This window comes from Tianweitania populi, assembly GCF_014652875.1.
Classification (GTDB): Bacteria; Pseudomonadota; Alphaproteobacteria; order Rhizobiales; family Rhizobiaceae; genus Tianweitania; species Tianweitania populi.
Genome location: NZ_BMZQ01000001.1, coordinates 1 through 23,982 on the forward strand (window position 1 = coordinate 1; position 23,982 = coordinate 23,982).

Sequence of the window (23,982 nt, forward strand, 5' to 3'; positions counted from 1 at the left end):
GCGGCTTGAAGGCTGCGGCGAAGATGATCGAGGACGGCGTCATTACCGACTTCATCAAGCAGCGCTACCAAGGTTGGGACAAAGCGGAAGGGCAGGCGATCCTGTCAGGCAGCCGCAGCCTGGAAGAGGTGGCTGCCCGTGTCACGAAGGACAACCTCCAACCGCAGCCACGTTCCGGCAAGCAGGAATGGCTGGAAAACGTTGTCAACCGCTACGTCTAAGCGGTTTTAGTCCCAGAAGCGCTTGGCATCGACGAAGGTGCCATGTGCTTCAACAGCGGCCGCGAGCCGTTTCTTTTTCTTGGCGCCGGCCAAGAGCGATTGTGCGTCCGGATGGTCGGTAAGCCCCAAGGTTTCGATCAGCGCCGGCGCGGCCGCGATGTCGTTCAGTGAACCCAGCTCTTCCTGAAGCCCTTCCAGGGCGGCCACAAACGCGCCGTGACGGCGCCGCTCGCGCTTGTCGGGGAACAGGCCGGCAAAGAACTCCGAGGCATAACGGAGTTTCTTGGCATCCTTGCGCACTTCGTGGCGTGTTGTCTCGTCGAGCTTGTCGAGATCCTCGCCGTTTTTCTTGACCTTCTTGCGGAACTTGCGAAGCGGCTTGGCTGCAAAAAGCGGAGCGAGCCGGTTGCGGTTCGAGCGCGTGTCTTCATCACTCAGCCAGGCGCCCATTGCTGCCCACTCCACGACATCCAGCATCAGCATGCGCACGCGCTTGCCTTCGAGAGCAGCAATGATCCGGTCGTAGGCTTCGTCGCGGGCCGATTGCAGTCGTTCGTGAAGGGCTTCGGCTTCGTTGCGTTTGACGAGAACGTCGAGATCCCGGCCTTCGCCGAGCAGAGCGGCAAGCCATTTCAGGTCCTGCCGAATGGTTTCGGCCTGTTCGTCGGTGTAGAGCGGCTTGAAAATGGTGAAGGCGGCACGAAGACGTCGCAAGGCAACACGCGCCTGATGGAGCGCGAGCGGGCTGCGCGTGTCGAGCAACAGGGTTTCGTTCAGCCTGTACTGCTTCAGGCAGGCGGCGATGATTGTCTCAAAAGCAGACTGAGCGGTCATGCTGGGAACGAGTTCCACGGGGGCCGTTTTGAAGCTGTCAGGCTGCGCTTCGAGGCAAAGAAAGCCTCGCTCCGATTTACTGTTCACGCTCAAGCGCACAGGCGTTACTTCATCCAGCTGCCGTGCCAGGCGGAAGAGGTAGGCGAGGCTGCCGCCTTTCAACTCCAACTCCAGCTCGCACAAGGGCGAGCGCCGGTCGGTGGCAACGATGTCTCCGAGGTCCAGTGCGCATTCGACAACGTCATCGCCGTCGACCAGCTTCCAGACGCGACGCTCCACCACCACGCGGAAAGCGGGGGCGAGGTCACGCACATGGTCGCCGAGCAGCATGGTCAACGGCGTCTTGTCGTCGATCACGAGCGTCATGTCGTCGACGCCTTGCTCCCATTCCGGGCGCGCAAACAACCCGACGGCGCTCTTGGACGTGCCCTTTAGTGTCTGGATCAGCCGTTCGTTTTCGCGACGTATCCGAAGAGAAAAGCCGTTCTTGCGCAGGTGCTGGTCAGGCGTGTCGAAATAGGTCGCTTGCAGCGCGAGGGCTTCCGGCTCACCTGCGAGCAGAGGCGATGATGCCAGTGTTTCCACTGCATCCGGCGCAATCTGAAGCTTGAGTTCGACTTCCATTTGAGGCCCCGCAGTCCCGTTTGCGCCGTAGCCCTTAGGTATGGTGCATCTAAGACCATGCCAGTGCTGCGTTACGCTCTTGTGTCAGGTTGGGGGTGTCAGGTTGGGGTGTGTCAAGCACGCCGCATCCGCGTAGGTGGTTGTCCGAAGGCGGCTGCGAAGGCGCGGGAGAAACTGGCAGCGCTTGCAAAGCCGGTGCGGGTCGCGATGCCAGCCATTGGCTCGGACGTATCCAAAACCAGCCGGCGTGCCGCGTTGAGGCGCAGGCGCAAGGCATAGGCGCCGGGCGTTTCGCCGATCCTGCGTTGAAACAGCGTTTCCAGGGTGCGCGTGCTGATGCCGGTGCGTCGCGCGATCGCTGCGGTCGTCAGAGGGTGCTCGATGTGGCTTTCCATGAGGCGGATCGCCTTGGCCAAACGCGGATCGTAGCCGTCGAGACGGCCGAGCGACACCAAAGGCTGGGCGTCGCTCGCAGCCCGGGTCTGGTCGTAGATGAAGACGGATGCGACATCGAGCGCCACAGCCATGCCGAGGCGCGAGCGCACGAGATGCAGCATGAGGTCGAAGGTGGGGGAAGCACCGCCGGCGGTGAAGATCGGCTCGTCGATGACATAGCGGTCCGGGCGGATGTCGGTGTGCGGAAAAGCTGCGGCGAAATCCTCCAGGTCTTCCCAATGCGTGGTTGCCGCGCGGCCTTCCAGAAGGCCGGCATGACCCAGCACCCAGGTTCCGGCTTCGACACCGCCGATGGCCCGGGCAGTGCGGGCAATTTTGCGGATGCCGGCGAGAACGGGCCGCGCCGTTTCGCTGCGTGCGCCAAAGCCACCGATGACGATCAGCGTATCTGTTGCGGCTGCGGCATCGAATGCGCCTTCCACGGCGATGGGCAGGCCGCAACTCGTTAAAGCCGGTAGCCCGTCGGCTGAAACCAGACGGAAATCGAACAGTCTTTCACCGGCGATCCGGTTTGCTGCCCGCAGCGGGTCGATGGCCGATGCGACACACAGAATCGAGGCGCCTGGCACCACGAGGAAAGTGAGGCGAAGGGGCGTTGTTTCAGGTTGAAAGATGGACAGCCTTGCGTGCTTCATCAAATCAGTTTCGTAAAGTGTGAAACGACATCTCGCAACGGCGGCAATGATAGCGGCCAACAAAGGGGAGATGTTTCATGCCGCTCGAAATGAACCGCGAGGTTTTCATCACCTGTGCCGTGACGGGCTCAGGCGGCACGCAGGATCGCAGCCCGCATGTGCCACGTTCGCCTGAGCAGATCGCCGCATCGGCAATCGATGCCGCAAAGGCAGGTGCTGCGATCGTGCATTGCCATGTTCGGGATCCTGAAACAGGCAAACCGCGTCGCGATATCGCTCTTTATCGCGAAGTCACCGAGCGCATTCGGGACGCTGATGTCGATGTGGTGTTGAACCTGACCGCCGGCATGGGCGGCGACATGGTGTTCGGCAGTGTCGAGCAGCCGCTGCCTTTGAAGGAGCAGGGCACCGACATGGGCGGCGCGAGCGATCGCGTCGAGCATATCCGCCAATGCCTGCCGGAGATCTGCACGCTGGATTGCGGCACGATGAACTTCAACGAAGCCGATTACGTCATGACCAACACGCCCGGCATGTTGCGCGCGATGGGCGCCAAGATGACGGAAATGGGCGTGAAGCCGGAGATCGAGGCGTTCGACACGGGCCATCTCTGGTTTGCCAAGCAGTTGGTCAGTGAAGGTGTGCTGGCTCCTGATGCGTTGGTGCAGCTCTGCATGGGGGTGCCCTGGGGTGCACCGGATGACCTCAACACCTTCATGGCGATGGTCAACAACGTGCCTGATGATTGGACATGGTCGGCCTTTGCGTTGGGCCGCAACCAGATGGCCTACGCGGCGGCGGCTGTGCTTGCCGGCGGCAATGTGCGTGTCGGGCTCGAAGACAATCTGTGGCTCGACAAGGGGGTATTGGCCACGAACGCGCAACTGGTGGAGCGCGCCGGGACGATCGTCACCAATATGGGCGCGCGGGTGCTTGGACCGGACGAGGTCCGCAAGAAGCTCAACCTGACCAAGCGTGCACCGCTGGCGCAGGCGGTGTGAAGGAGATGACCATGCAGATCACCAAGGCAGCCTGCATCGGCGGTGGCGTTATTGGAGCAGGATGGGTGGCGCGGCTGGTGCTCAACGGCATCGACGTTGCGCTTTATGATCCTGATCCTCAGGCGAGCCGCAAGGTCGATGAAGTTCTCGCCGGTGCGCGACGCGCCTACTTGCAGATGGTGCCGTCAGGCCTGCCGAAGGAAGGCCGCGTCACCTATGTCAGCACGGTTGCAGAAGCGGTCGGGGATGCGGACTTCATCCAGGAAAGCGTGCCGGAACGTCTCGACCTCAAGCACAAGGTGCTGGCCGAGATCGACGCTCATGCACGTCCCGACGCGTTGATCGGTTCATCGACCTCCGGCATCAAGCCGACGGAAATGGCCAGCGCGCTTCAGCATCCCGAGCGGCTGGTCGTCGCGCATCCCTTCAACCCGGTTTACCTTCTGCCGCTGGTGGAGATCGTCGGCGGGGAAAAGACGGCACCGGAATTCATCGACAAGGCGAAAGCCGTTTACGCGTCGATCGGCATGAAGCCGGTGGTGATCCGCAAGGAGATCGAGGCGTTTGTCGGTGATCGTTTGCTGGAAGCGATCTGGCGCGAATCCTTGTGGCTGATCAAGGACGGCATCACGACTGTTGAAGAGCTGGACGACATCATCCGCTATTCCTTCGGCTTGCGTTGGGCGCAAATGGGCTTGTTCCAGACCTATCGCATTGCCGGCGGAGAGGCGGGCATGCGTCACTTCATGGAACAGTTCGGCCCCTGTCTGTCATGGCCCTGGACCAAGCTGACCGATGTGCCCGAGTTCAACGACGAGCTTGTCGATCTCATTGCAGGCCAATCCGACGAACAATCAGGCCACTACACGATCCGCGAACTGGAGAAGATCCGCGACGACAACCTCGTGGCGATCATGGGAACGCTTGCGCAGCAGAACGAAGGGCAAGGCTGGGGCGCGGGCGCGTTGCAGAAGGACTATGTAGCCAGGCTGAAAGCGGCTGGCGAAGCGCAGGGCTGAAAGGCAGGCTCAGCCGTGATGGGACAGGAGAACCGTCACGGCGATCGCGGCGAGTGCGAAAACTGCGATCTTCCAGACATCGCGCCGCGCGCGCAGGCCTGGAAGCCCGAGCGGACGCCAAAGATGCAGCGCCATCATCGCCAGGATGAGGAGGGATAGTGCCTTGCTCACGGGCGCGGTCTCGATCCGCCCGCGCCGGTCCGCTGGCCATTTCCAAACCTCTGCAAAGTCATGCCTGCCGCTCGCTCGCCGTCTCGTTCAATGGTTGGATGGACCTTTGGTGACGGCTTGCTAATCTGCCGGCTGCAGGGAGGCATCTATGACATCGCAGTATCATGAAACCATGGCCGCGTGGCGCAAAAATCCGGAAGCGTTCTTCGGGGACGTCGCCAAGGAAATCGACTGGTTCACGCCTTGGGAGACGGTGTTCGACCCCCAAGCCGGCGTTTACGGCCACTGGTTCACCGGCGCGACCTGCAACATGTGCTACAATGCACTTGACCGCCATGTCGCGGGTGACCGCGCCGATCAAACCGCGCTGATCTATGACAGCCCGGTCACGTCAACCAAGAAGCACTACACCTATCGCGAGATCCTGGACGAGGTGGTGGCGCTGGCTGCCGTGTTGCGCGCGCAGGGTGTGGAGAAAGGCGACCGCGTCATCATCTATATGCCGATGGTGCCGGAAGCGGGCTTCGCCATGCTGGCCTGTGCGCGGCTCGGCGCCATTCACTCCGTGGTGTTCGGTGGCTTTGCGGCCAAGGAGTTGGCGGCCCGCATCGACGATGCACAACCCAAGGTGATCGTGTCAGCGTCCTGCGGCATCGAGACCACGCGGATCATCGACTACAAGCCGCTGCTCGACCAGGCGATCGCGTTCTCGTCCGCCAAACCGCCGGCCTGCATCATCCTGCAGCGGCCGCAGAAGCCGTGTTCCCTCGTTGAAGGACGCGACATCGATTATACCAAGGCTGTTGGCGAGGCGCGCGCCGCGGGAACGCAGGTCGACTGTGTGCCGGTGCACGCACCTGATCCACTCTACATCCTTTACACCTCAGGCACGACCGGCAAGCCCAAGGGCGTGGTGCATGACACCGGCGGCCTCATGGTTATGTTGAAATGGACCATGTGGCATGAGTTCGGCGTGAAGCCGGGCGAGGTTTTCTTCTGCTCCTCCGATGTCGGCTGGATCGTCGGGCATCATTACATCGTCTATGGCCCGTTGCTGCATGGCGCGACCTCCATCCTTTACGAAGGCAAGCCGGTCGGCACGCCGGATGCCGGGGCTTACTGGCGCGTGATTGCCGAGCATGGCGCCGTCGGTCTGTTCACCGCACCGACGGCTTTCCGGGCGATCAAGAAGGAGGATCCGGAAGGTCTGCTGATCAAGAACTTCGATCTGTCCAAGTTCAGGAACCTGTTCCTTGCGGGCGAACGCGGCGATCCGGAAACCATCAAATGGGCGGAAAACAAGCTCGGTGTGCCGGTAATCGATCACTGGTGGCAGACCGAAAGCGGCTCGCCGATCAGCCACAATCCCGTTGGGCTCGGCATGCTACCAGTGAAATACGGGTCACCGGGCGTTCCCATGCCCGGCTATGACGTGCAGGTGGTGGATGACAATTGCGACCCAGTGGAAGCGGGAACGCTTGGCAATGTCGTGATCCGCTTGCCCTTGCCGCCCGGTGCCTTGCCCACCTTGTGGCAGGCCGATGAGCGGTTTTGCGAAGCCTACCTGGAAGAGTTCCCCGGCTACTACAAGACGGCCGATGCCGGCATCATCGACGATGACGGCTATATCTTCATCATGTCGCGTACGGACGACATCATCAATGTCGCGGGCCATCGTCTGTCCACCGGCGCCATGGAAGAGGTTGTTGCCGCCCATCCAAATGTCGCGGAATGCGCGGTGATCGGCATTGCCGATCCCTTAAAGGGACAGGTGCCGCTTGGGCTTGTGGTGCTGAATTCCGGCGTTGACCGCGATGCGGCCGAGGTGGAGCGTGAGGTTGTCCAGCTTGTCCGCGAGCGGATTGGGGCGGTGGCTGCCTTGAAGCAGGTGATCGTCATCAAGCGCCTGCCGAAAACGCGCTCCGGCAAGATCCTGCGCGCCACCATGCAGAAGCTCGCGGATCATCAGGAATGGACCATGCCGGCCACAATCGACGATCCCCTGATCATGGATGAGATCGGCGAGGCGATGTCCCGGCATGGGCTTGGCGAGGGTGCTCAAACCGCGAAAGGTTGATTTCGCAACGCGCTCCAACCATTGTCGGCGGCGGCCCGGGGTGGGCCGCCAACTCTGGAGCAACGGAATGGCACTCGACGGCAGGGTCGCGATCGTCACAGGAGCCGCGACCGGTATCGGCTATGCCATTGCCGAACGGTTCGTGCGAGATCGCGTCAAGGTGATCGTCGCCGATGTCGACACGGTTGCGGGCGAGAAAGCGGTGGATGATTTTCGCCGGCTGGGCGACGCGACCTTCGTGCGCGCCGATGTTTCGAAACGGCTCGACATCCACAATCTCTTAGCGGCCACCATCGACACTTATGGTGATGTCGACATCCTCGTGAACAATGCCGGCATCGTGCGCGGCGCCGACTTTCTGGATGTCACGGAAGAAGACTTCGACCGCGTGCTGGCGGTCAATCTCAAGGGGTCGTTTCTGGCTGGTCAAGCCGCCGCACGCTTCATGGTCGACAAGATCAAAAATGGCGGTGCGGCCGGCGTCATCATCAACATGTCTTCGATCAACGCGATTTTCGGTCTGCCGGATCAGGGACCCTATTCCATCTCGAAGGGTGGTGTGAGCCAACTCACGAAAGTGATGGCCATCTCGCTGGCACCCTACGGCATCCGGGTGAACGCGATCGGGCCGGGCTCGATTGCCACCGCGATGCTGGATGCTGTCAACAGTGATCCTGACGCGCGGCAGCGCATCCTGTCACGCACGCCGATGGGACGGGTGGGTGAGGCCTCGGAGATTGCTGCTATTGCGGCGTTCCTGGCCTCAAACGAAGCGAGCTACATCACGGGCCAGACCATCTACGCCGACGGCGGTCGCCTGCCGCTGAACTACACTGTACCCGTAAAAAGCTGATCCCTCCGTCAACCTCCTGACAATCCTGACAGAGGGCTGTCAGGAGCCGTGTGGCATGATCATCTTGCCGTTCGAGGAGTGAGCCACCATTTTGCTGGCTACCACCGATTAATCGGCGCGTAAGGAGGATCAGCATGCGCCGGGCAGACCGTTTATTTCAGATTGTGCAGCATATGCGTGGCAGTCGGCTGGTGACAGCGCAGAAGCTGGCGCAGTGGCTCGAAGTGTCCGAACGGACGATCTATCGAGACATCGCAGACCTGCAGTCCACCGGCGTTCCCATCGAAGGTGAAGCCGGTGTCGGCTACATGATGCGCGAGGGTTTCGACCTGCCGCCACTGATGTTCACGCGCGATGAGATCGTGGCGCTGGTGGCGGGTGCTCGCATGGTGCGCGCGTTTGGTGGATCGACCATGGCGCGGGCGGCGGAAGAGGCTTTGGTCAAGATCGGCGCCGTGCTGCCGGAAGCGGAGCGCATGCGCATCGACCGTACCGAAATTCACTCTCCTATGTGGGTCGTGTCTGATGCAGATCGTACGGCGATCGACGTCATCGAACGGGCCGTGGAATCGCACGACGTGCTGACAGTCGATTATCAGGATGAACAGGGCCAGCATTCGCAGCGCGAAGTGCGCGCTCTCGGCCTTTGGTTCTGGGGTCGCGTCTGGACTTTGGCCTGCTGGTGCGAGCTGCGCGGTGATTTCCGCACGTTCCGGATCGACCGCATCAAGATCATCGGCCAGGCTGGGCGTCGTTTCAAACCGGAAAAGGGCAAGCTGCTCAGCGACTTCTACCGCGCGATGGAAAAGCGCAAGATCGAGCAGGGCGGTATGGGGCTACGCTACACCGCCTGAGTTGAACCATGCAGACATGAAAAAGGCGGCCCGGGGCCGCCTTTTTTGTTGCGCTCTGATCAGCGCTTATTCTTCGTCTTCGTCCTGGTTGCGGTTCTTCAAGGACGACAGCTTTGCGAACACTGCGTTTGCATCGAGCTCGCGATCTTCCTCGTTCTGCTCCTGGTTGACCTCGAGCCGTTCGGTCATCGAAGCCGGCAGCAGCGTTTCGCCGGTCGACGGCGCAGCCGGCTTGTCGCGCGATGCGCGGCTGACTTCGAGGTCGAGATCGATCTGCGAGCACAGACCCAGCGTGACCGGATCCATCGGCGTCAGGTTTGCGGCATTCCAGTGCTTGCGGTCACGGATCTGCTCGATCGTCGCCTTGGTGGTGCCGACGAGGCGCGAAACCTGCGCGTCCTTCAGCTCTGGATGGTTGCGTACCAGCCAGAGAATGGCATTGGGACGATCCTGGCGCTTCGACAAAGGCGTGTAGCGCGGGCCTTTGCGCTTCGTTTCTGGCACGCGAACCTTGGGTTCGGAGAGCTTGAGGCGATGGTTCTGGTCAGCTTCGGCCTTGGCGATCTCGTCGCGGGTCAGCTGGCCGCTGATCATCGGGTCCATGCCCTTGATGCCCTGCGCGGCCTCGCCATCGGCAATTGCCTTCACTTCGAGCGGATGCAACGAGCAGAACTGCGCGATCTGGTCGAAGGACAGAGCAGTGTTGTCGACGAGCCAAACGGCGGTCGCCTTCGGCATCAGGAGGGTATTGGCCATAAGGTGCATCCTCTCGTTCGCCCGCGCTTCTCTCGCGGGCGGTGGTTTAAGCCACCGGATTTGGGAAATCGCGTTCAATATAGCGAAGCCGGAGCAAAGTCGCAACGGAAATGGCTGCCGGCCGAGTGACAAGCCTGTGCGATAAAGCTGGACAGGTCCTTCGAACATCGTTCATGCTGACCATCTGCCAGGAGGAGTTCACATGGCCAAGGGTCAAGTTCGCAGCAACAAGGAAGTCCGCAAACCCAAGAAGGAAAAGGTCGTCGCAAAGCCGTCTGCGCCGATTTTGGGTTCGCAAAGCAAGGATGCCGGCAAGCCGGCATCCAAGTCCAAGTAAAACCGATCGTTCTGGCGCGGGATCAATCGCGCGCCAGAACCCGGTCGGCCTCGCCGAAACGACCGCTCGCCGTTTGCCCCTGATGCCAATAGGGGTAGAGCACTGGCGGGCGGCTGACCTCGTCGAGGCGGCGTAGGTCTTCATCGCTTAGCTTCAGGGATGCGGCCGCGATATTGTCGGCGAACTGCTCCTGGTTGCGGGCGCCGACCACCAGGGTCGTCACGACCGGCCGGGTAAGAAGCCAGGCAAGTGCGACCTGCGCGGCCGAAACATTGTGTTCCCCGCCAATCGTCTTCAACACATCGACGATACGCCACAGCCTGTCGGCATCGCGGATCGGCGGCTCGCTCCAGCCGGCCAACCGCCGTGCGCTTTCCGTGTCGCGGCTATATTTGCCCGATAGCAGACCGCCCGCGATAGGGCTCCACACCATGATGCCCAGGCCCTGATCGACTGAGATCGGCAGAAGCTCGTATTCGGCTTCGCGCGCTTCCACCGTGTAGTGGATCTGCTGCGTGATGAAGCGGGGGTGACCTTCGCGCTCTGAAATGCCGAGCGCTTTCATGATGTGCCAGCCAGAATAGTTGGAGCAGCCGATGTAGCGGATCTTGCCTTGCTCAACCAAGGTGTCGAGCGCAGCCAGCGTTTCCTCCAGCGGCGTGAGGCCGTCCCACTGATGCAGGAAGTAGATGTCGATCACATCGGTCTTCAGCCGCTTGAGGCTTTTCTCGCATTCCCTGATGATGTGGTAGCGCGACAAACCTTCTTCGTTGGGCCCTTCACCCGTACGGAAGCGCACTTTGGTGGAAATGAGCACATCGTTCTTGCGCTTTCCGCCGAGCGCTTCGCCGACGATCTCTTCGGACTGGCCGGCCGAATAGATGTTTGCGGTGTCGATCAGGTTGATACCGGCATCGAGGCATTGGTCGATTTGGCGCCTCGCTTCATCAAGGCCGGTACTGCCGACTTTGGCAAAAGTGCCGCTGCCGCCAAAGGTCATCGTGCCCATGGTCAGGGTTGAAATCTTCAGGCCGGAACGGCCGAGTAGGCGATAGTCCATTGGTGTCTCCTTGTGCTCCGATGCCTAACTACGCAACATCGAGAATGATCTTGCCGATATGGTTGCCTTCTTCCATCCGCTCATGCGCGCGCCAAGCCTCTCTGAGCGGAAAGACCTGGTCCATGACGGGCGCGACCTGGCGTGAGCCGAGTAAAGGCCAGACATGGGCTTCCAGCGCTCCGGCGACGGCGGCCTTGAACTCGACCGTGCGAGGCCGCAAGGTTGAGCCGGTATGGGTCAGCCGTTTCATCATAAGCTTGGCGACGTTGATCTCGACCTTGGCGCCTTGCAGCACGGCGATCTGCACGATGCGCCCATCGACCGCTGCCGCATCGTAGTTGCGGCCGACATAATCGCCGCCGACCATATCGAGGATGAGGTCGACGCCGTTCCCGCCCGTAAACTCTTTCACGGCTTCGACGAAGTCTTCGTCGCGGTAGTTGATCGCGCGTTCGGCACCGAGCTTTTCGCAAGCGGCGCATTTCTCGGCCGAACCCGCCGTCGTGATCACCCTGGCGCCAAAAGCCTTGGCGAGTTGGATCGCGGTGGTGCCGATGCCCGATGTGCCTCCATGCACCAGAAACGTCTCGCCCGGTTGCAAGCCGCCCCGCTCGAAAACATTATGCCAGACGGTGAAAAAGGTTTCCGGCACCGCGGCACCTTCGATGAAGGTGAATCCTTCGGGCAGCGGCAGAACATTGGAGCCGTGGACGCGGCAATATTCGGCATAGCCGCCGCCCGGCGTCAGGGCCACGACGGCATCGCCCACCCGCCAGCGCGGCGTGTCCGGGCCGAGCGCCGCAATCTCGCCGGAAACTTCTAGGCCTGGCAGATCGGACGCATCCTTCGGAGCGGGATAGGTGCCCTGTCGTTGCGCCACATCCGGCCGATTGACGCCAGCAGCGCGAACGCGGATCAGGACTTCGCCGGGACGGAGTTCGGGGAGAGGACGCTGTTCGGGCTTGAGCACCGATGGCTCGCCGGGTTCGGTGATGGCAATTGCCGTCATGACCTCAGGCAAATCCGTTTGTGTCGCCGTGTCGTCCATCTTGTTTCTCCAAGCTTGGTTCTTGCCGGTTGTCTTTCTTGTGTTCCGATTATCTATCCCTGGAACAAGCGGGGGCAATCGGAGGAACCCATGAGCATCTTCGACGACGAACCGACAAAGCGCGCCAAGACCCACGAGATCGGACAAGATCTCCGCCTCTTGTCGATTGGCGAGTTGAACGAGCGCATCGGCACGCTGAAGGCTGAAATTGAACGGTTGCAGAGCGCAATCGACGCAAAGGGCGAAACGAAATCTGCCGCCGAGGCGCTTTTCCGCCGCAGTTAGGCGCGACCTGTCGCTTTCGCTCAAACCGAATCGCATAAGCGATGTCTGATAAGCGGTGCCGACGGTTCTCTGATGCTTGCTACTTACCGCCCGATCTTTTCGCTGCTGCGCGGCACAGCCTTTCTCCTGGCTGCGTCCGGTCTTCATAACCTCCTGTTGCCTCTGCGCGGGCAGGCGGAGGGGTTTTCGACCTTCGCGCTGGGTCTTCTCGGCACGGCCTGGGCAGGGGGCTTTGTTACCGGCTGCATCTTTGCGCCGCGCCTGGTGCGTCGCGTTGGCCATGTACGCGCTTTCGGTACCTTCGCGGCTTCGGCTGCGATCATCGTTCTAATTACCGGCCTGTTCATCAACGAGGCCGCCTGGATCCTGTCGCGGGTCTGCACCGGCTTCGTCATGGCCGGCGCCTTCATGGTCGTTGAAAGCTGGCTGAACGAGAAGGCGACCAACGAGAACCGCGGCACGGTGTTCGGCCTTTACATGATGGTGACCTATGCTTCGATCATGGCGGGGCAGATGGCGGTGGCGGCCTTCGATGTCCGGCAAAGCTCGCTGTTCATGGTGTCTGGCATCCTGTTTTGCTGCTCGCTGATCCCGACAGCGATTTCCACGGCCGTGACGCCGCGCCCCTTGCAGGAAGTTTCGCTCGATCTGCGTGGGCTGTTCGCGAACTCCCCGGTTTCGTTCATGGCCTGCCTCTTGATCGGCGTCGCGAACGGCGCCTGGGGAACGCTGGGACCAGTTTATGGTGCGCGGATCGGCATTTCCACGGCACAGATCGCGCTGATGATGAGCCTTGTGGTCATTGCCGGTGCCGCGATGCAGATGCCGGCAGGAAGGCTGTCGGACAAAACCGACCGCCGCTATATCCTGGCGGGCGCCGGCTTTCTGGCCGCACTCATTGGCGTACTTGCCTTTTCCGTCGAAGCGCGATCCGGCAGTGTGGTGATCGCCTTGGCCGCTTGTTACGGAGCGATGGCCTATATTCTTTATTCCCTGGCCGTAGCGCATGCCAACGACCACGCAGACTCCAGCAATTTCGTCAAAATATCCGGCGGGCTGCTGCTGCTGTATGGTTTCGGTACGATGATCGGGCCGCTGCTCGGCTCGTTTCTGATGGCGCGCCTGCGCCCGGAAGCTTTGTTTCTAGCCACCGCGCTGCCGCACTTCCTGCTTGGCTGTTACACGCTAGTCCGTGTCTCGCAACGCGCGGCCGTGCCGCCCGAAAACAAGGAAGCCTTCAACGCCTTGCCGGCCGAGCGTGCCGTAACACCCCAGGCCGGTCTGCTTGATCCTCGTGGGCCGGACGACCCGGAACCAGAGCCGGAGCCGGAGACATCGGATAGCACGGTATCGGACGTTGAAAACGAGCGGGAACTCGTGTCTTCTGCCTGAATGGCGGACAATGATCCCTTCCTTGCGGTGGCCGATCCCAATCGGCGCCGGTTGCTCGAAGATCTACGACGCGGACCCAAGACGGTCGGTCAGCTAGCGGCGGGTCTCACCGTTTCGCGGCCCGCAGTGTCGCAGCATCTTAGGGTCCTGCTGGATGCGGGTCTGGCAACCGTCAAGGCAGAGGGTACCAAGCGCATCTATGCCGCCGGCGGTCCGGGCTTTCTCAAGCTCAATGTCTGGGTGGATCAGTTCTGGGAACTTGGAGACTAGCTGAAACGAAAACCGCGCCACCCGGAGGGCGGCGCGGAGCGTTGAAGACGTCTGCTTCGTTGGGCCCTAAGGGCCGCTGCGCACGATCAATGGGTCGTGTGCGCCACCTTGAGTTTCGTGATCTCATCCTTCAGCGCGAGCTTGCGCCGCTTCAACGTCAGAACTTGGAGGTCGTCAACTGAGGGGCTTGCCTGCGCCTGATCGATCTCGCGCTCGAGATCGCCATGCTTGCGTTCCAATACCTCAAGATGGGAAGTCAAAGACATCAACTAGTCTCCCTTCTGGTTCCTCTGAACCATCCAGGCCCGTTCCACCGCGGAACAGGCTCCGTGACAGCTCGATGACAGTTTGCCACCAAAGAACCGGGATGTCGAACGTCAGATTCTCACGATGCTGAATGTGATCGGAATCTTTTTCTAAAAAGCCGAGCGATGCCGGATAAGCCCGGTCTATTTGCTAGCGTGTGTCGTGTAGTTCTTGAGGGAGACGGATTTTATCCGCGGTTGAGGTATGCTATGCGCGAGCAAGCAGCCGGGTAGTGGCTTGAGCCATGTTCGCCCGCGTATGGATATCGGAGTTGTTTCTTTATGCCCGATCAGGATCAGGCCGAAAACCGCCTGGAGTATGCCCGCATAAAGCAGGAACACGCTGATTTCGACGCGGCCATCAATGCCATGATGGCCACCGGATGCGATCCGCTTCAGATCCAGCGCATGAAAAAGAAAAAGCTTGCGCTGAAGGATCGCCTGTCTCAGGCCAACGACAAGATCATCCCCGATATCATCGCCTGACTTCAGGCGAACAGGAACAGGACGCCGCATGGACGGGAAGCCCGCCGATGTCGCTGTTATCATGGGAAGCCAGTCCGACTGGGCGACCATGAAGCACGCAGCCGAAACGCTGGATCAACTCGGTATCTCGCATGACGACCGGATCGTGTCGGCACATCGCACGCCCGATCGCCTTGTTGAATTCGCTCACGGCGCGAAAGCGGCCGGCTTCAAGGTGGTGATCGCCGGGGCAGGGGGCGCTGCGCATCTGCCGGGCATGACGGCGGCCATGACACCCTTGCCGGTGTTCGGCGTACCGGTGGAATCCAAGGCTTTGTCAGGGCAGGACTCGCTTTTGTCGATCGTGCAGATGCCGGCGGGTATCCCGGTCGGCACGCTGGCGATCGGCCGTGCGGGAGCGGTGAACGCAGCATTGCTGGCCGCGGCCGTTCTCGCCTTGACCAATCCGGCTCTGGCTGAACGGCTGGATACCTACCGCGCCGAACAGACCGCGAAAGTGGCCGCAGCCCCTTCGGATGACGCATGAGCGCGCTGCCGGCCGGATCAACCATCGGCATCGTCGGCGGCGGGCAGCTTGGCCGCATGCTGGCCATGGCTGCGGCACGGCTATCCTACAAAACGATCATTCTTGAGCCTGCCGCAGACTGCCCGGCCGCGCAGGTCGCCAATCGCCAGATCGTGGCGGCCTATGACGATCCAGCGGCCTTGGACGAGCTCGCGCAGGCTTCGGACGTTGTCACCTACGAGTTCGAGAACGTGCCCTTGCCAGCGGGTGAGCGGCTGGCCGCTCACGGTTCGCTGTTTCCGCCAGCACGAGCGCTGGAAGTGGCTCAGGATCGTCTGACGGAAAAGCAGTTTCTGAACGGGATCGGCATCGATACGGCTGAGTTCGTGGCTGTCGACGACGATGCCGGGCTTGCTGCCGCGCTCGAGCGCTTCGGCGGCAGCGGCATCCTGAAGACGCGGCGGCTTGGTTATGACGGCAAAGGGCAACGGCTGTTCCGCAATGCGGAAGCCGCTGACGCTGTTGGTACCTATGCGAATATGGGCAGTGTTCCGCTGATCCTGGAAGCGCTGGTGCCCTTCGAACGGGAAATCTCGGTCATTGCCGGTCGCGGCCAGGACGGCGCAATCGTCGCCTTTGATCCGGCAGGAAATGTTCACCGCGACGGGATTTTAAGGACGTCGACGGTGCCGGCTCATGTCTCCGCTTATGTCGTGGAAGCTGCGAAGGCCATTGCTGGCCAAATTCTTGAGGCGTTGGATTATGTCGGCGTCATCGGAGTTGAGTTCTTTGCGCTCGCCGATGGCACGCTCAAGGTCAACGAGATCGCGCCACGCGTGCACAACTCCGGTCATTGGACGGAAGCTGCCTGCGTCTTGTCTCAGTTCGAGCTGCACATTCGTGCCATCGCCGGTCAGGCGCTGGGATCGACTGCCCGCCACTCCGATTGCTTGATGGAGAACCTGATCGGCGACGACGTGCTGAGGGTGCCGGACTTGTTGGCTGAACCCGATACGCTCGTGCATCTTTATGGCAAGGCCGAGTCCCGACCCGGCCGCAAGATGGGGCATGCGACCAGGCTCAAGCGCGGCTGACGGTTAGTCGCGCGGTACGGGGCAGCTGATGTCGCCCTCTTCGCACTGAAGAAAGCCTTCAAGCGCCTCAATGCGTTGATTGGTCATATCCGTCAGGCACTGATTGATCAGCGTTGCATACAAGGTGCCACCGCCTGCCTGAGCGTTGGAGAACTCGCATTCCGCATCGCGGAAGCTGATCCAAGCGCGTTGCGCCTTGGTCAGCCTGGTCTTGACCTCAGGCAGATCGGAAAGGCGGCTTGTCACCTTGCCGTAACTCTCGTTGAGCTTGCGATCGGCTTCTTCATAAGCCTTCGCCACGCATTCCGTCATTTCAGCTTGGGTGGGTGCGTCATTGCAATCTTGCGCCGTGGCAGTGCCTGTCGCGCCTGCAATCATCAGAATTGCCATGATCGGCAGTGTGGCTCGAAGCTTCGGCATCGCATTTCCTTTTCTCACCTGTCGGTGCAATGGGGTTCCTCATCCACAAGGTCAAGTGGCGGTTGACACGTCGGGGAAGCCTCGGCTAAGGAACCCCCACAGTTTCGGCGCGTCTTCGGGCGCGTCTTTCATTTCGGCCTCAAGGCCGCATCTGACGGATTGAATCGATGAAGATCAAGAACTCGCTCAAGGCTCTCAAGGCCCGTCACCGCGACAACCAGCTGGTCCGTCGCAAGGGTCGTATCTACATCATCAACAAGACGGCGCCGCGCTACAAGGCTCGTCAGGGTTGATGTTGAGCTGGCTTTTGGCCGGCTCACATAGATATCAGTTTGACGTTCCGCATGCTGCCGCTAGAATTGGCATCATGCGGAACGTTTTCGTTTGTCTCGCGCTTGGCGCATCCGTTTTCAGCATCGTGCCTGCAAGTGCGCAGACAGTCAGCGCGCGCCTTGTTCTCGAGCCCTCCGCACGCGAAGCGGAGCGGCAGAAGAAAGCCCTGGATGAGCTGTTCGATTCGCTGAAACGGCAGCGCAATCAGGTCGAGGCCGAGCGAACTGCGGCGCATATCGGCGCAGCTTTTGGACAATCCGGCAGCGCCAGCATCGATTTGATGATGGGCTGGGCTTCCAAGGCTCTGACCGACAAGAAGTTCGACCTTGCGCTCGATTACCTCGACCAGGTCATCGCTTTGAAGCCAGGCTATGCGGAAGCCTATAATCGCCGCGCGACCGTTCACTTCGCCATGCAGAACTATTCCAAGTCGATGGCGGACATCGAACGGACCATCACGCTTGAACCGCGTCACTTCGGCGCTTTGAGCGGACTAGCGCAGATCATGGACAATACGGGACGCGAAGAACTGGCTTTGCGGGCCTATGAGCGTGTTCTGGATGTGTATCCCGCGCTACGTAGTGCGCAGGATGAAGTCGGTCGCCTCGCCGACAAACTAGCCGGCGATGGCGCTTAACGCTTTTCAGCCGGATGAATGAGCTTCCCCGGTCAGAGACCGCGAAGCCCGTCGGAGCCGATATAAGCAATGCGCAGCATGTTGGTCGCACCCGGTGTACGCAAGGGTACACCGGCCGTGACGATCACCCGATCCCCCGGCGATCCAAACGCTTCCGAATGCGCGATCCGGCAAGCGCGGTTCACCATGTCGTCGAGATCCGCGGCATCCGGCGTTACGACGCAATGCGTGCCCCAGACCAGCGACAAGCGGCGGGCCGTTTCCACGACTGGCGACAAAGCGATAATCGGCACTTGCGGACGCTCACGGGCCGCTCGCAGACCGGTGGTGCCCGATGCGGTGTAGGTGACGATCGCGGCCAGCTTCAGCGTTTCGGCAATCTGGCGCGATGCCAGCGAAATAGCGTCGGCACCGGTGGCTTCGGGTTCCGAACGCTGGGCGTTGATGATGCCGGAGTAAGTCGGATCACGCTCCACGCGCTCGGCGATCTTGTTCATCATGCTGACCGCTTCGACGGGATATTTGCCCGCGGCCGATTCGGCAGAAAGCATGATCGCGTCCGCGCCTTCAAACACCGCGATCGAGACATCGGACACTTCGGCGCGCGTAGGCACCGGTGCTTCGATCATCGATTCCAGCATCTGAGTGGCGACCACCACCGGCTTGCCAGCTCGGCGTGCTGCACGCGTGATCTGCTTCTGGATGCCGGGGACCGCTTCGATCGGCATTTCCACGCCCAGATCGCCACGCGCCACCATCAAGGCGTCGGACAGTTCGATGATCTCGGCCAGCCGCGTGACAGCCTGCGGCTTTTCGATCTTGGACATCAGCAGAGCGCGTCCGCGCGCCACCTTGCGCGCTTCGGCGAGATCTTCCGGACGCTGGATGAAGGACAGCGCGATCCAGTCGACCCCCGTGGTTAGAACGGCATCGAGGTCGAGCCGGTCTTTCTCGGTCAGCGCACCAACCGGCAGGTCGGTATCGGGCAGGCTGACGCCCTTCTTGTCGGAAATCTTGGTGCCGGCGACCACACGGCAGATGATACTCTTGCCATCGGCCTCTTCAGCCAGAAGCTGGAGCTTGCCGTCGTCGATCAGGAGGCGGTGACCAGCCTGCACGGATGCGAGGATCTCGGGATGCGGCAGATGCACACGCGTGGCGTCGCCCGGCGTCGGATCATCGTCGAGCGTGAAGGTCTGGCCGACTTCCAGCGCAACCGACTTGTCGGCGAACTTGCCGACACGCAGCTTCGGGCCCTGTAGGTCCGCAAGAATGCCGATCGGGCGGCCGACTTCTTTTTCGACCGAACGGATGCGGCGCACCAGTTCCTGCATCGATGGATGATCGGTATGGCTCATATTGATGCGGAAGACGTCAGCCCCCGCTTCAAAGAGCCTGCGGATCATGGCTTCGTCGGACGATGCGGGTCCGAGCGTTGCGAGAATTTTGACTTTGCGGCTGCGTCTCATGGCGTACCTGTTCCGGTGACGGCGTTGGCGCCGTCGGCTCCCGGCTCATCGGTCAGCTGAACCATCCAGCTTCCCTGATCACCGGTGTCATATTCTTGAAAGCCGGAGCGCTGGAAACCGCGAGCGAAGCAGTCGTTAACGCCGGCTATTTTGAACTCTCGTTCGGCCACACACATATTGATCTGGCCGTCCCAGCGTCCTCCACGCTCGGCATCCTCCGCATAAAGATAGTAGTAACGCGACGAGAGCGGACCCTCGATCAGCGTCTTGCAGGTCGATCCCTCCACATGCCACCAGCCCTCCGTCACCCAGCCGGCATTGGCGCGATAACCGATCGCCACGCCCACCAGGTTCTGCGTGGCATTGCAGACCCGGAAATCCGCCTTGGCCGCCTGCGTTCCCGCAGCCAGCACCAGCGGTGAAAGCAGGATCATGGCCAGGCTGACACGCAAACCGCGCGGCAGAGACCCCAGCGCCGACAGCAACGATGCGAAGCGCCTCAGCGTCAATTTTCCAGCCCCAGCCAAATCGTCGTGGTTCACGTTCCTTTTCGAAGAAGTCGGCGCATGTGTCAACGAAAGGAAGCCCTCGATCTAATCGCTTGAATCTCTTCTCACTGGAAGTTCGGTGGATTGGGCTGCAACAATGTCGAAACCACGGCATTGCTCCGAGCAAGCTTGCATGGGATGCAGGCTGTTCCATCTCTCTGCTTTGGCCGCATGATGACCGATCCGGATTTCCAGCCTTTTGAAGTGATCGACGGTGATTGGAGCAAGGGTCTGCTGCTTGTGGCGGATCATGCCGGGCGAAAGCTGCCTTCGCGCTATAATAGCCTCGGCTTGCCACCTTCGGAGTTCGAGCGCCATATTGCCTATGACATTGGGGTGGAAGCCACCACGCGCGGTTTGGCAAGAGTGCTGGGCGTGCCCGCGGTGCTGTGCCATTTTTCCCGCCTGCTGATCGATCCCAATCGCGGTGACGATGATCCGACGCTGATCCGCCAGCTTTATGATGGCACCGTCATTCCCGGTAATTACCCGATGAGCGCTGCTGAGCGCGAATCACGGCTGAACAGCTTCTATCGCCCCTACCACCAGGCAGTGGCTGAGGCCGTAGAACGCGTTTCCCAGGCCAGCGGTCGGGCACCGTTCATCTTTTCCGTTCATTCGTTCACGCCGGTGATGCAGGGTATCGTGCGTCCGTGGCATGTTGGCGTGCTTTGGGACATGGATCACCGCGTGGCCTGGCCGCTGATCGAGATGCTAGCTGCCGACCCTGCTTTGCGTGTCGGCGACAACGAGCCTTATGACGGCGCCTTGCGCGGTGACACGATGTACAGCCATGCGATTACCCAAGGCTTTGCGCATGCGCTGATAGAAATCCGCCAGGATCTCATTGCCGATCAAGAGGGTGTCGATGGCTGGGTGGAGCGGCTCGTGCCGATCCTTGACGCGATCAATGCCCGCCCCGATATCCACGACGTCCAGCATTTCGGCTCCCGCACCGGGTCAGTGGATCATCGGAAAGGTTGATTATGACGCCTGATTTGTCACCTGAGCAGCAGCGCGACTTCGAAGCGGCTGCATTCCGTCGTTTGCTTGCGCATCTGTCTGATCGTAGCGACGTGCAGAACATCGACCTGATGAACCTTGCGGGCTTTTGCCGCAACTGCCTCGCCAACTGGTATCGTGATGCCGCCGAAAGCGCGGGGCAGGTGCTGTCGAAGGATGAGGCGCGCGAAATCGTTTACGGCATGCCTTACGCAGTCTGGCAGGCGCGGAACCAGACCGAAGCCTCGCCTGAGCAGAAAGCCGCCTTCGAGGCTGCACGTCCGCACGATCATTGATGGGCTGGTTCCCCTTGCCTGGCCTAACGGGGTTGACCCATTCGCCCGGCTTTGGCATCGAACCGCCCCGCGACCCCCCGGTAACGCCTCCGAGTCGCTTCCCGAATTTCTGGAGATCAGCATGGCCGATGAAGTCACCGATTCCTCGCAAACCGTAGCGGCTGGCCAGCTGCGCGCCTTCATCGAGCGCATCGAGCGCCTCGAAGAGGAAAAGAAGACCATTTCGGACGACATCAAGGATGTTTACGCGGAGTGCAAGGGCACAGGCTTCGACACGAAGGCAGTGCGACAGATCATACGCTTGCGTAAGCAGGACCAGGCTGAGCGCGAGGAAGCCGAGGCGCTGCTTGATCTTTATATGAATGCACTTGGGATGGCGTAACCAGCCAGCTTGAATGTCCGGCTTATACAGCCCCGCAGGCGGAAGCCTCGCGGGGCTTTTTGCTATCTAGCGAAGCAGCAGGCCTATGACTGCCATGTGCGGTTGAGCGGCTGACTTTGGGTCGAGGCGGTCAGGACTTTGCCGAAGCGCCGGAACAGGGATCGCGTCCCATGGCGGCGGCCAGCGCTCTCCAGTCTTTTCCGCTCACGCCTGGCATGCGCAGGATCTCGGCATTGGAGAGATGATCCAGGTCAGCAGGCGTGACGAAACCCAATTTGGCCAGCTCCGCCACCACACAAGGCCGCAATCTGAGATCGGCGATCTTTGACATAGCTTTGCCGATTCGCGTGAATGCAGCCTTCTGCTAGGGACCTGCATTGCTGCGGTCGGCCTGTTACGGCGGGAAGCCTCCAACATGGACTTCCAGAATCGTCGCTAGAACCTCAGGTTTTCCTGAACGAGGAGGTCGCGCCTGACCCGCAGGCCCGGTCCCGACGTCCCGTCATCCGGCACGAACGCGACCCCGGCTGTCCTGAAGGCTTCCTGAAGGCGCCTGCGGCTCTCCAGCGAGACCGTGAGATCGCAGCGCTCGGCGCGCAGGATCGTGCGCTGCGCCACGCCCGACATACGGGCGAGTTCGCTCTGCTTCATGTCGAGTGCGACGCCGGCCGTGCGCAGGAGTTCGCCAGGTACGTCCATGGCTCCTCGTACTGCGCGGGCAAGGCTTGCTCCACTGAACGAATCCTTGGAAGAACGATATCCCCGGGCTCTTTCATGTTAAGGCGTCTACGACGTCTCAACATGCGCTCTAGACGCCTTCGTGAAAGACGCCATATCCAGGTTCGCAACGGCGGTCATGGGGTGATTCGCCGAACTCTTAGCGAAGGTTGGAGCGCCTCATGCATGACACGGATCTTGTCCCGGAGTTCTTCAAGAAGTCAGCGGCTTCGCTGGTGGGCGACTACCTTCCGGACGACGCCGAGCTGATGACGGGAATGCCCTTCTTCGAAGGAGCCATCAACAGCGATATCGCCGCCTGAGGCCGCACGGGCGCCGAGACGCTAAGGGAGATGGCCGACAGCGACATTGTCAGGCGTCACCTGCGGCTGCTCGACGGCCTCGTCATGAATCCTGGCGAAGGCGCCGTCGAAAGGCTGCTGGCGGCAGACGATCCCGAGCTTGCGTGGTACGAGAGCGAGACGCGGCCGAGCCTGCTGCGGGCGCGCATTTACCTCGCCCGTTACCGGGTGCCCCGGCACATGGCCTACGTTGCCGCGGAGCTGGCGATGCTCAGCCTCTCGCAGGCGCCCGCCAGAAGCTGCGAGCTGATGGCGACAGCTTTGGCCTGGATGGCGCTTTGCCGAGAAGCCCAGCAGCGTAGCGCATCGCGGTCGGTGACGGGCTTCGCCGCCCTGGAACAGGCTTTCCGGGTCAAGTTCGGCAGCGCCCTGGTTCCGCAGCGCGCTTCAGCAGGCTGACAGCGCGATGTCTTCGCAGGAAAAGGTCAGGCGGCCTTTCGAGCGCCGCCAGCGCGCTGCCGTGTAAGGAGTCCACCTTCCGTCAAACGAGGAGCTCCTCCGCGGCATGCCGTTCCTCAGGGAAAGACTGGACGCGGACGCCCGGGAGTATGCGGAGCGCACCGCCACGCGGATCAGAAGGAAGGAGAACACTGGCTTCGCAGGCCTGCTCGACGCTCTCGACGAGCTGGCGACCGGGGTTACCGCCGATTGCGGCGGCAGATGAACTAGGCCCTGCAGTACCGTTCGGCGGGCTGATTCTAGGCCAGCATAGCTGCTCAGTCAGATATTGGCTGTGGCTTCTCAGGTGGAGCCGTTCTAATTCCGCTTCCACCGCAAAAAGGTCGATGGTGGCGGCCACAACCGCATGCTAGTTTCTTTTCACGCGGCTCGCCGAGAACATTTTGAAGGTGCGGGAGGAGCATGGCGCAGATTTTCACCGCGTCGGCCGACACGCGGCTGCGAGCTTTTTTTCTGATCATGCTGCTGGTGGTGCTCGGGGTGGCAGCCTTTGCGGGCGGGCTTGCGGACTCCACCTATGTTACGATGGTCGGATGGTTTCGCGACCAGCCCGTGCCGTTCAGCCATCAGCATCATGTGCAGGGTCTCGGCATCGATTGCCGTTACTGCCACACCGGCGTGGAAACCAGCGCGCAGGCGGGGCTGCCAGCAACGCATGTCTGCATGACCTGCCATTCCCAGGTGTGGACCGGCGCGCCCTTACTGGCTCTGGTGCGGCAGAGCTTTGCAAGCGGCACGCCGCTCGAATGGAACCGCGTCGCGAAAGTGCCGGATTACGTTTACTTCAACCACTCCATTCATGTGACGCGCGGCGTGCCCTGCGTGGAATGTCACGGCCGCATCGACGAGATGCCGCTGACGGCGCGTGCGCAGCCTTTCCAGATGCAATGGTGTCTGAGTTGCCATCGCGATCCCGCGCCGCATCTTCGTCCGCCCGAGCAGGTGACGCAGATGGACTGGTCGGATTGGGAGCGTGACCCGCAAGCCCATAAGGACTACGGTGCCCTGATGGTGCAGGCTTACGGCATCGAGCCTGACAAGCTCGTTCAATGCAACACGTGTCATCGCTGACGC

The 23,982-nt window shown here is 61.2% G+C and carries 33 protein-coding genes and 1 pseudogene; 22 read left to right on the forward strand and 12 right to left on the reverse strand.

The annotated features are described in order from the left end of the window. Nucleotides 1–221, forward strand: a pseudogene (locus IE166_RS00005) (xylose isomerase); the annotation flags it as partial. Between the two features lie 6 nt (nucleotides 222–227). Here IE166_RS00005 and IE166_RS00010 read toward each other — a convergent pair. Together IE166_RS00010 and IE166_RS00015 are read right to left on the reverse strand one after the other, a co-directional pair. Further along, nucleotides 228–1,679 carry a CYTH and CHAD domain-containing protein gene (locus IE166_RS00010; RefSeq protein ID WP_189500671.1) on the reverse strand — a complete coding sequence of 484 codons (1,452 nt, stop codon included), beginning with the start codon at nucleotides 1,677–1,679 and terminating at the stop codon, nucleotides 228–230. A 113-nt stretch (nucleotides 1,680–1,792) separates the two neighbouring features. Next, nucleotides 1,793–2,770 (reverse strand): GlxA family transcriptional regulator, encoded by a 978-nt coding sequence (locus IE166_RS00015; protein ID WP_385963970.1) that lies wholly within the window; start codon nucleotides 2,768–2,770, stop codon nucleotides 1,793–1,795. A gap of 77 nt (nucleotides 2,771–2,847) precedes the next feature. Between IE166_RS00015 and IE166_RS00020 the strand changes: the two genes are divergently transcribed. Together IE166_RS00020 and IE166_RS00025 are read left to right on the forward strand one after the other, a co-directional pair. Beyond that, a complete protein-coding gene (locus tag IE166_RS00020) occupies nucleotides 2,848–3,771 on the forward strand; it encodes a BKACE family enzyme (protein WP_189500676.1) in 924 nt (307 codons plus the stop codon). Between the two features lie 11 nt (nucleotides 3,772–3,782). After that, the gene (locus tag IE166_RS00025; RefSeq protein ID WP_385963974.1) at nucleotides 3,783–4,790 is read left to right on the forward strand and encodes a carnitine 3-dehydrogenase; all 1,008 of its coding nucleotides are present in this window, start codon (nucleotides 3,783–3,785) and stop codon (nucleotides 4,788–4,790) included. A gap of 9 nt (nucleotides 4,791–4,799) precedes the next feature. On the opposite strand, the gene IE166_RS00030 is transcribed toward IE166_RS00025, so the two are convergent. Continuing rightward, nucleotides 4,800–4,961 carry a hypothetical protein gene (locus tag IE166_RS00030; RefSeq protein ID WP_189500680.1) on the reverse strand — a complete coding sequence of 54 codons (162 nt, stop codon included), beginning with the start codon at nucleotides 4,959–4,961 and terminating at the stop codon, nucleotides 4,800–4,802. Nucleotides 4,962–5,109: 148 nt separating this feature from the next. Between IE166_RS00030 and IE166_RS00035 the strand changes: the two genes are divergently transcribed. The 3 genes from IE166_RS00035 (at nucleotide 5,110) to IE166_RS00045 (ending at nucleotide 8,745) form a co-directional block, all read left to right on the forward strand. After that, the gene (locus tag IE166_RS00035) at nucleotides 5,110–7,038 is read left to right on the forward strand and encodes a propionyl-CoA synthetase (protein ID WP_189500682.1); all 1,929 of its coding nucleotides are present in this window, start codon (nucleotides 5,110–5,112) and stop codon (nucleotides 7,036–7,038) included. Nucleotides 7,039–7,105: 67 nt separating this feature from the next. Further along, nucleotides 7,106–7,891 carry an SDR family NAD(P)-dependent oxidoreductase gene (locus IE166_RS00040; RefSeq protein ID WP_189500684.1) on the forward strand — a complete coding sequence of 262 codons (786 nt, stop codon included), beginning with the start codon at nucleotides 7,106–7,108 and terminating at the stop codon, nucleotides 7,889–7,891. A 134-nt stretch (nucleotides 7,892–8,025) separates the two neighbouring features. Then, nucleotides 8,026–8,745, forward strand: coding sequence for a helix-turn-helix transcriptional regulator (locus IE166_RS00045; protein ID WP_189500686.1), 720 nt, complete (start codon nucleotides 8,026–8,028; stop codon nucleotides 8,743–8,745). A gap of 66 nt (nucleotides 8,746–8,811) precedes the next feature. On the opposite strand, the gene IE166_RS00050 is transcribed toward IE166_RS00045, so the two are convergent. Beyond that, nucleotides 8,812–9,501 (reverse strand): DUF1013 domain-containing protein, encoded by a 690-nt coding sequence (locus IE166_RS00050; RefSeq protein ID WP_189500688.1) that lies wholly within the window; start codon nucleotides 9,499–9,501, stop codon nucleotides 8,812–8,814. A 202-nt stretch (nucleotides 9,502–9,703) separates the two neighbouring features. Between IE166_RS00050 and IE166_RS20770 the strand changes: the two genes are divergently transcribed. Beyond that, a complete protein-coding gene (locus IE166_RS20770; RefSeq protein WP_280514850.1) occupies nucleotides 9,704–9,838 on the forward strand; it encodes a hypothetical protein in 135 nt (44 codons plus the stop codon). A 22-nt stretch (nucleotides 9,839–9,860) separates the two neighbouring features. Here IE166_RS20770 and IE166_RS00055 read toward each other — a convergent pair whose 3' ends face one another. Both IE166_RS00055 and IE166_RS00060 read right to left on the reverse strand, forming a co-directional pair. Then, on the reverse strand, nucleotides 9,861–10,898 hold the full coding sequence (locus IE166_RS00055) for an aldo/keto reductase (RefSeq protein WP_189500690.1): 1,038 nt from the start codon (nucleotides 10,896–10,898) through the stop codon (nucleotides 9,861–9,863). A gap of 28 nt (nucleotides 10,899–10,926) precedes the next feature. After that, nucleotides 10,927–11,946, reverse strand: a complete 1,020-nt coding sequence (locus IE166_RS00060) for an NAD(P)H-quinone oxidoreductase (protein ID WP_244641269.1) — start codon at nucleotides 11,944–11,946, stop codon at nucleotides 10,927–10,929. 90 nt (nucleotides 11,947–12,036) lie between these two features. Here IE166_RS00060 and IE166_RS00065 point away from each other — a divergent pair, with 90 nt between their 5' ends. From IE166_RS00065 to IE166_RS00075, 3 genes are all read left to right on the forward strand, one after another. Continuing rightward, complete coding sequence (locus IE166_RS00065) at nucleotides 12,037–12,231, forward strand: DUF1192 domain-containing protein (RefSeq protein WP_189500692.1); 195 nt, start codon at nucleotides 12,037–12,039, stop codon at nucleotides 12,229–12,231. 72 nt (nucleotides 12,232–12,303) lie between these two features. Then, nucleotides 12,304–13,623 carry an MFS transporter gene (locus tag IE166_RS00070; protein ID WP_189500694.1) on the forward strand — a complete coding sequence of 440 codons (1,320 nt, stop codon included), beginning with the start codon at nucleotides 12,304–12,306 and terminating at the stop codon, nucleotides 13,621–13,623. Beyond that, nucleotides 13,624–13,893 (forward strand): ArsR/SmtB family transcription factor, encoded by a 270-nt coding sequence (locus IE166_RS00075; protein ID WP_189500695.1) that lies wholly within the window; start codon nucleotides 13,624–13,626, stop codon nucleotides 13,891–13,893. It begins immediately after the preceding gene. Nucleotides 13,894–13,979: 86 nt separating this feature from the next. Here IE166_RS00075 and IE166_RS00080 read toward each other — a convergent pair whose 3' ends face one another. Next, nucleotides 13,980–14,159: a YdcH family protein gene (locus tag IE166_RS00080; protein ID WP_189500697.1), complete on the reverse strand. Its 180-nt coding sequence runs from the start codon at nucleotides 14,157–14,159 to the stop codon at nucleotides 13,980–13,982. 321 nt (nucleotides 14,160–14,480) lie between these two features. Between IE166_RS00080 and IE166_RS00085 the strand changes: the two genes are divergently transcribed. Genes IE166_RS00085 through IE166_RS00095 form a run of 3 tightly spaced genes read left to right on the forward strand, consistent with a single transcriptional unit; the run spans nucleotide 14,481 to nucleotide 16,283 of the window. Beyond that, a complete protein-coding gene (locus IE166_RS00085; protein WP_189500699.1) occupies nucleotides 14,481–14,684 on the forward strand; it encodes a YdcH family protein in 204 nt (67 codons plus the stop codon). A gap of 28 nt (nucleotides 14,685–14,712) precedes the next feature. Continuing rightward, a complete protein-coding gene (gene purE / locus IE166_RS00090; protein WP_189500702.1) occupies nucleotides 14,713–15,210 on the forward strand; it encodes a 5-(carboxyamino)imidazole ribonucleotide mutase in 498 nt (165 codons plus the stop codon). Further along, entirely contained in the window at nucleotides 15,207–16,283 is a 1,077-nt protein-coding gene (locus IE166_RS00095) for a 5-(carboxyamino)imidazole ribonucleotide synthase (protein ID WP_189500704.1), read from the forward strand. The genes purE and IE166_RS00095 overlap by 4 nt, the downstream gene beginning before the upstream one ends. A gap of 3 nt (nucleotides 16,284–16,286) precedes the next feature. On the opposite strand, the gene IE166_RS00100 is transcribed toward IE166_RS00095, so the two are convergent. After that, nucleotides 16,287–16,703, reverse strand: coding sequence for a lysozyme inhibitor LprI family protein (locus IE166_RS00100; protein ID WP_210312928.1), 417 nt, complete (start codon nucleotides 16,701–16,703; stop codon nucleotides 16,287–16,289). Between the two features lie 167 nt (nucleotides 16,704–16,870). On the opposite strand from IE166_RS00100, the gene ykgO reads away from it, so the two are divergent. Both ykgO and IE166_RS00110 read left to right on the forward strand, forming a co-directional pair. Beyond that, nucleotides 16,871–16,996, forward strand: coding sequence for a type B 50S ribosomal protein L36 (gene ykgO, locus IE166_RS00105; RefSeq protein ID WP_006203764.1), 126 nt, complete (start codon nucleotides 16,871–16,873; stop codon nucleotides 16,994–16,996). A gap of 74 nt (nucleotides 16,997–17,070) precedes the next feature. Beyond that, nucleotides 17,071–17,673 (forward strand): tetratricopeptide repeat protein, encoded by a 603-nt coding sequence (locus IE166_RS00110; RefSeq protein ID WP_189500706.1) that lies wholly within the window; start codon nucleotides 17,071–17,073, stop codon nucleotides 17,671–17,673. A 32-nt stretch (nucleotides 17,674–17,705) separates the two neighbouring features. On the opposite strand, the gene pyk is transcribed toward IE166_RS00110, so the two are convergent. After that, nucleotides 17,706–19,142 (reverse strand): pyruvate kinase, encoded by a 1,437-nt coding sequence (pyk, locus tag IE166_RS00115; protein WP_189500708.1) that lies wholly within the window; start codon nucleotides 19,140–19,142, stop codon nucleotides 17,706–17,708. Next, nucleotides 19,139–19,594, reverse strand: coding sequence for a DUF1036 domain-containing protein (locus IE166_RS00120; RefSeq protein WP_385965065.1), 456 nt, complete (start codon nucleotides 19,592–19,594; stop codon nucleotides 19,139–19,141). Before IE166_RS00120 ends, pyk begins: the two co-directional genes overlap by 4 nt. A 267-nt stretch (nucleotides 19,595–19,861) precedes the next feature. Here IE166_RS00120 and IE166_RS00125 point away from each other — a divergent pair, with 267 nt between their 5' ends. The 3 genes from IE166_RS00125 to IE166_RS00135 all read left to right on the forward strand — a co-directional run bounded on the left by IE166_RS00125 (nucleotide 19,862) and on the right by IE166_RS00135 (nucleotide 21,370). Beyond that, entirely contained in the window at nucleotides 19,862–20,674 is an 813-nt protein-coding gene (locus tag IE166_RS00125; RefSeq protein WP_244641270.1) for an N-formylglutamate amidohydrolase, read from the forward strand. Between the two features lie 2 nt (nucleotides 20,675–20,676). Then, nucleotides 20,677–20,988, forward strand: a complete 312-nt coding sequence (locus tag IE166_RS00130) for a DUF1244 domain-containing protein (protein WP_189500711.1) — start codon at nucleotides 20,677–20,679, stop codon at nucleotides 20,986–20,988. A gap of 121 nt (nucleotides 20,989–21,109) precedes the next feature. Then, nucleotides 21,110–21,370 carry a DUF2312 domain-containing protein gene (locus IE166_RS00135; RefSeq protein ID WP_189500713.1) on the forward strand — a complete coding sequence of 87 codons (261 nt, stop codon included), beginning with the start codon at nucleotides 21,110–21,112 and terminating at the stop codon, nucleotides 21,368–21,370. 130 nt (nucleotides 21,371–21,500) lie between these two features. Here the strand turns inward: IE166_RS00135 and IE166_RS00140 are convergent, their stop codons facing one another. Both IE166_RS00140 and IE166_RS00145 read right to left on the reverse strand, forming a co-directional pair. Continuing rightward, a complete protein-coding gene (locus IE166_RS00140; protein WP_189500715.1) occupies nucleotides 21,501–21,701 on the reverse strand; it encodes a hypothetical protein in 201 nt (66 codons plus the stop codon). Nucleotides 21,702–21,805: 104 nt separating this feature from the next. Next, nucleotides 21,806–22,069 carry a helix-turn-helix domain-containing protein gene (locus IE166_RS00145; protein WP_189500717.1) on the reverse strand — a complete coding sequence of 88 codons (264 nt, stop codon included), beginning with the start codon at nucleotides 22,067–22,069 and terminating at the stop codon, nucleotides 21,806–21,808. A gap of 200 nt (nucleotides 22,070–22,269) precedes the next feature. Here IE166_RS00145 and IE166_RS00150 point away from each other — a divergent pair, with 200 nt between their 5' ends. From IE166_RS00150 to IE166_RS00165, 4 genes are all read left to right on the forward strand, one after another. Continuing rightward, a complete protein-coding gene (locus IE166_RS00150; protein ID WP_189500719.1) occupies nucleotides 22,270–22,410 on the forward strand; it encodes a hypothetical protein in 141 nt (46 codons plus the stop codon). A gap of 30 nt (nucleotides 22,411–22,440) precedes the next feature. Continuing rightward, nucleotides 22,441–22,848 (forward strand): hypothetical protein, encoded by a 408-nt coding sequence (locus IE166_RS00155; protein ID WP_189500721.1) that lies wholly within the window; start codon nucleotides 22,441–22,443, stop codon nucleotides 22,846–22,848. 106 nt (nucleotides 22,849–22,954) lie between these two features. Continuing rightward, nucleotides 22,955–23,113, forward strand: coding sequence for a hypothetical protein (locus tag IE166_RS00160; RefSeq protein WP_189500723.1), 159 nt, complete (start codon nucleotides 22,955–22,957; stop codon nucleotides 23,111–23,113). A 197-nt stretch (nucleotides 23,114–23,310) separates the two neighbouring features. Beyond that, nucleotides 23,311–23,979, forward strand: coding sequence for a cytochrome c3 family protein (locus IE166_RS00165; protein WP_189500725.1), 669 nt, complete (start codon nucleotides 23,311–23,313; stop codon nucleotides 23,977–23,979). Nucleotides 23,980–23,982 lie beyond the last annotated feature (3 nt).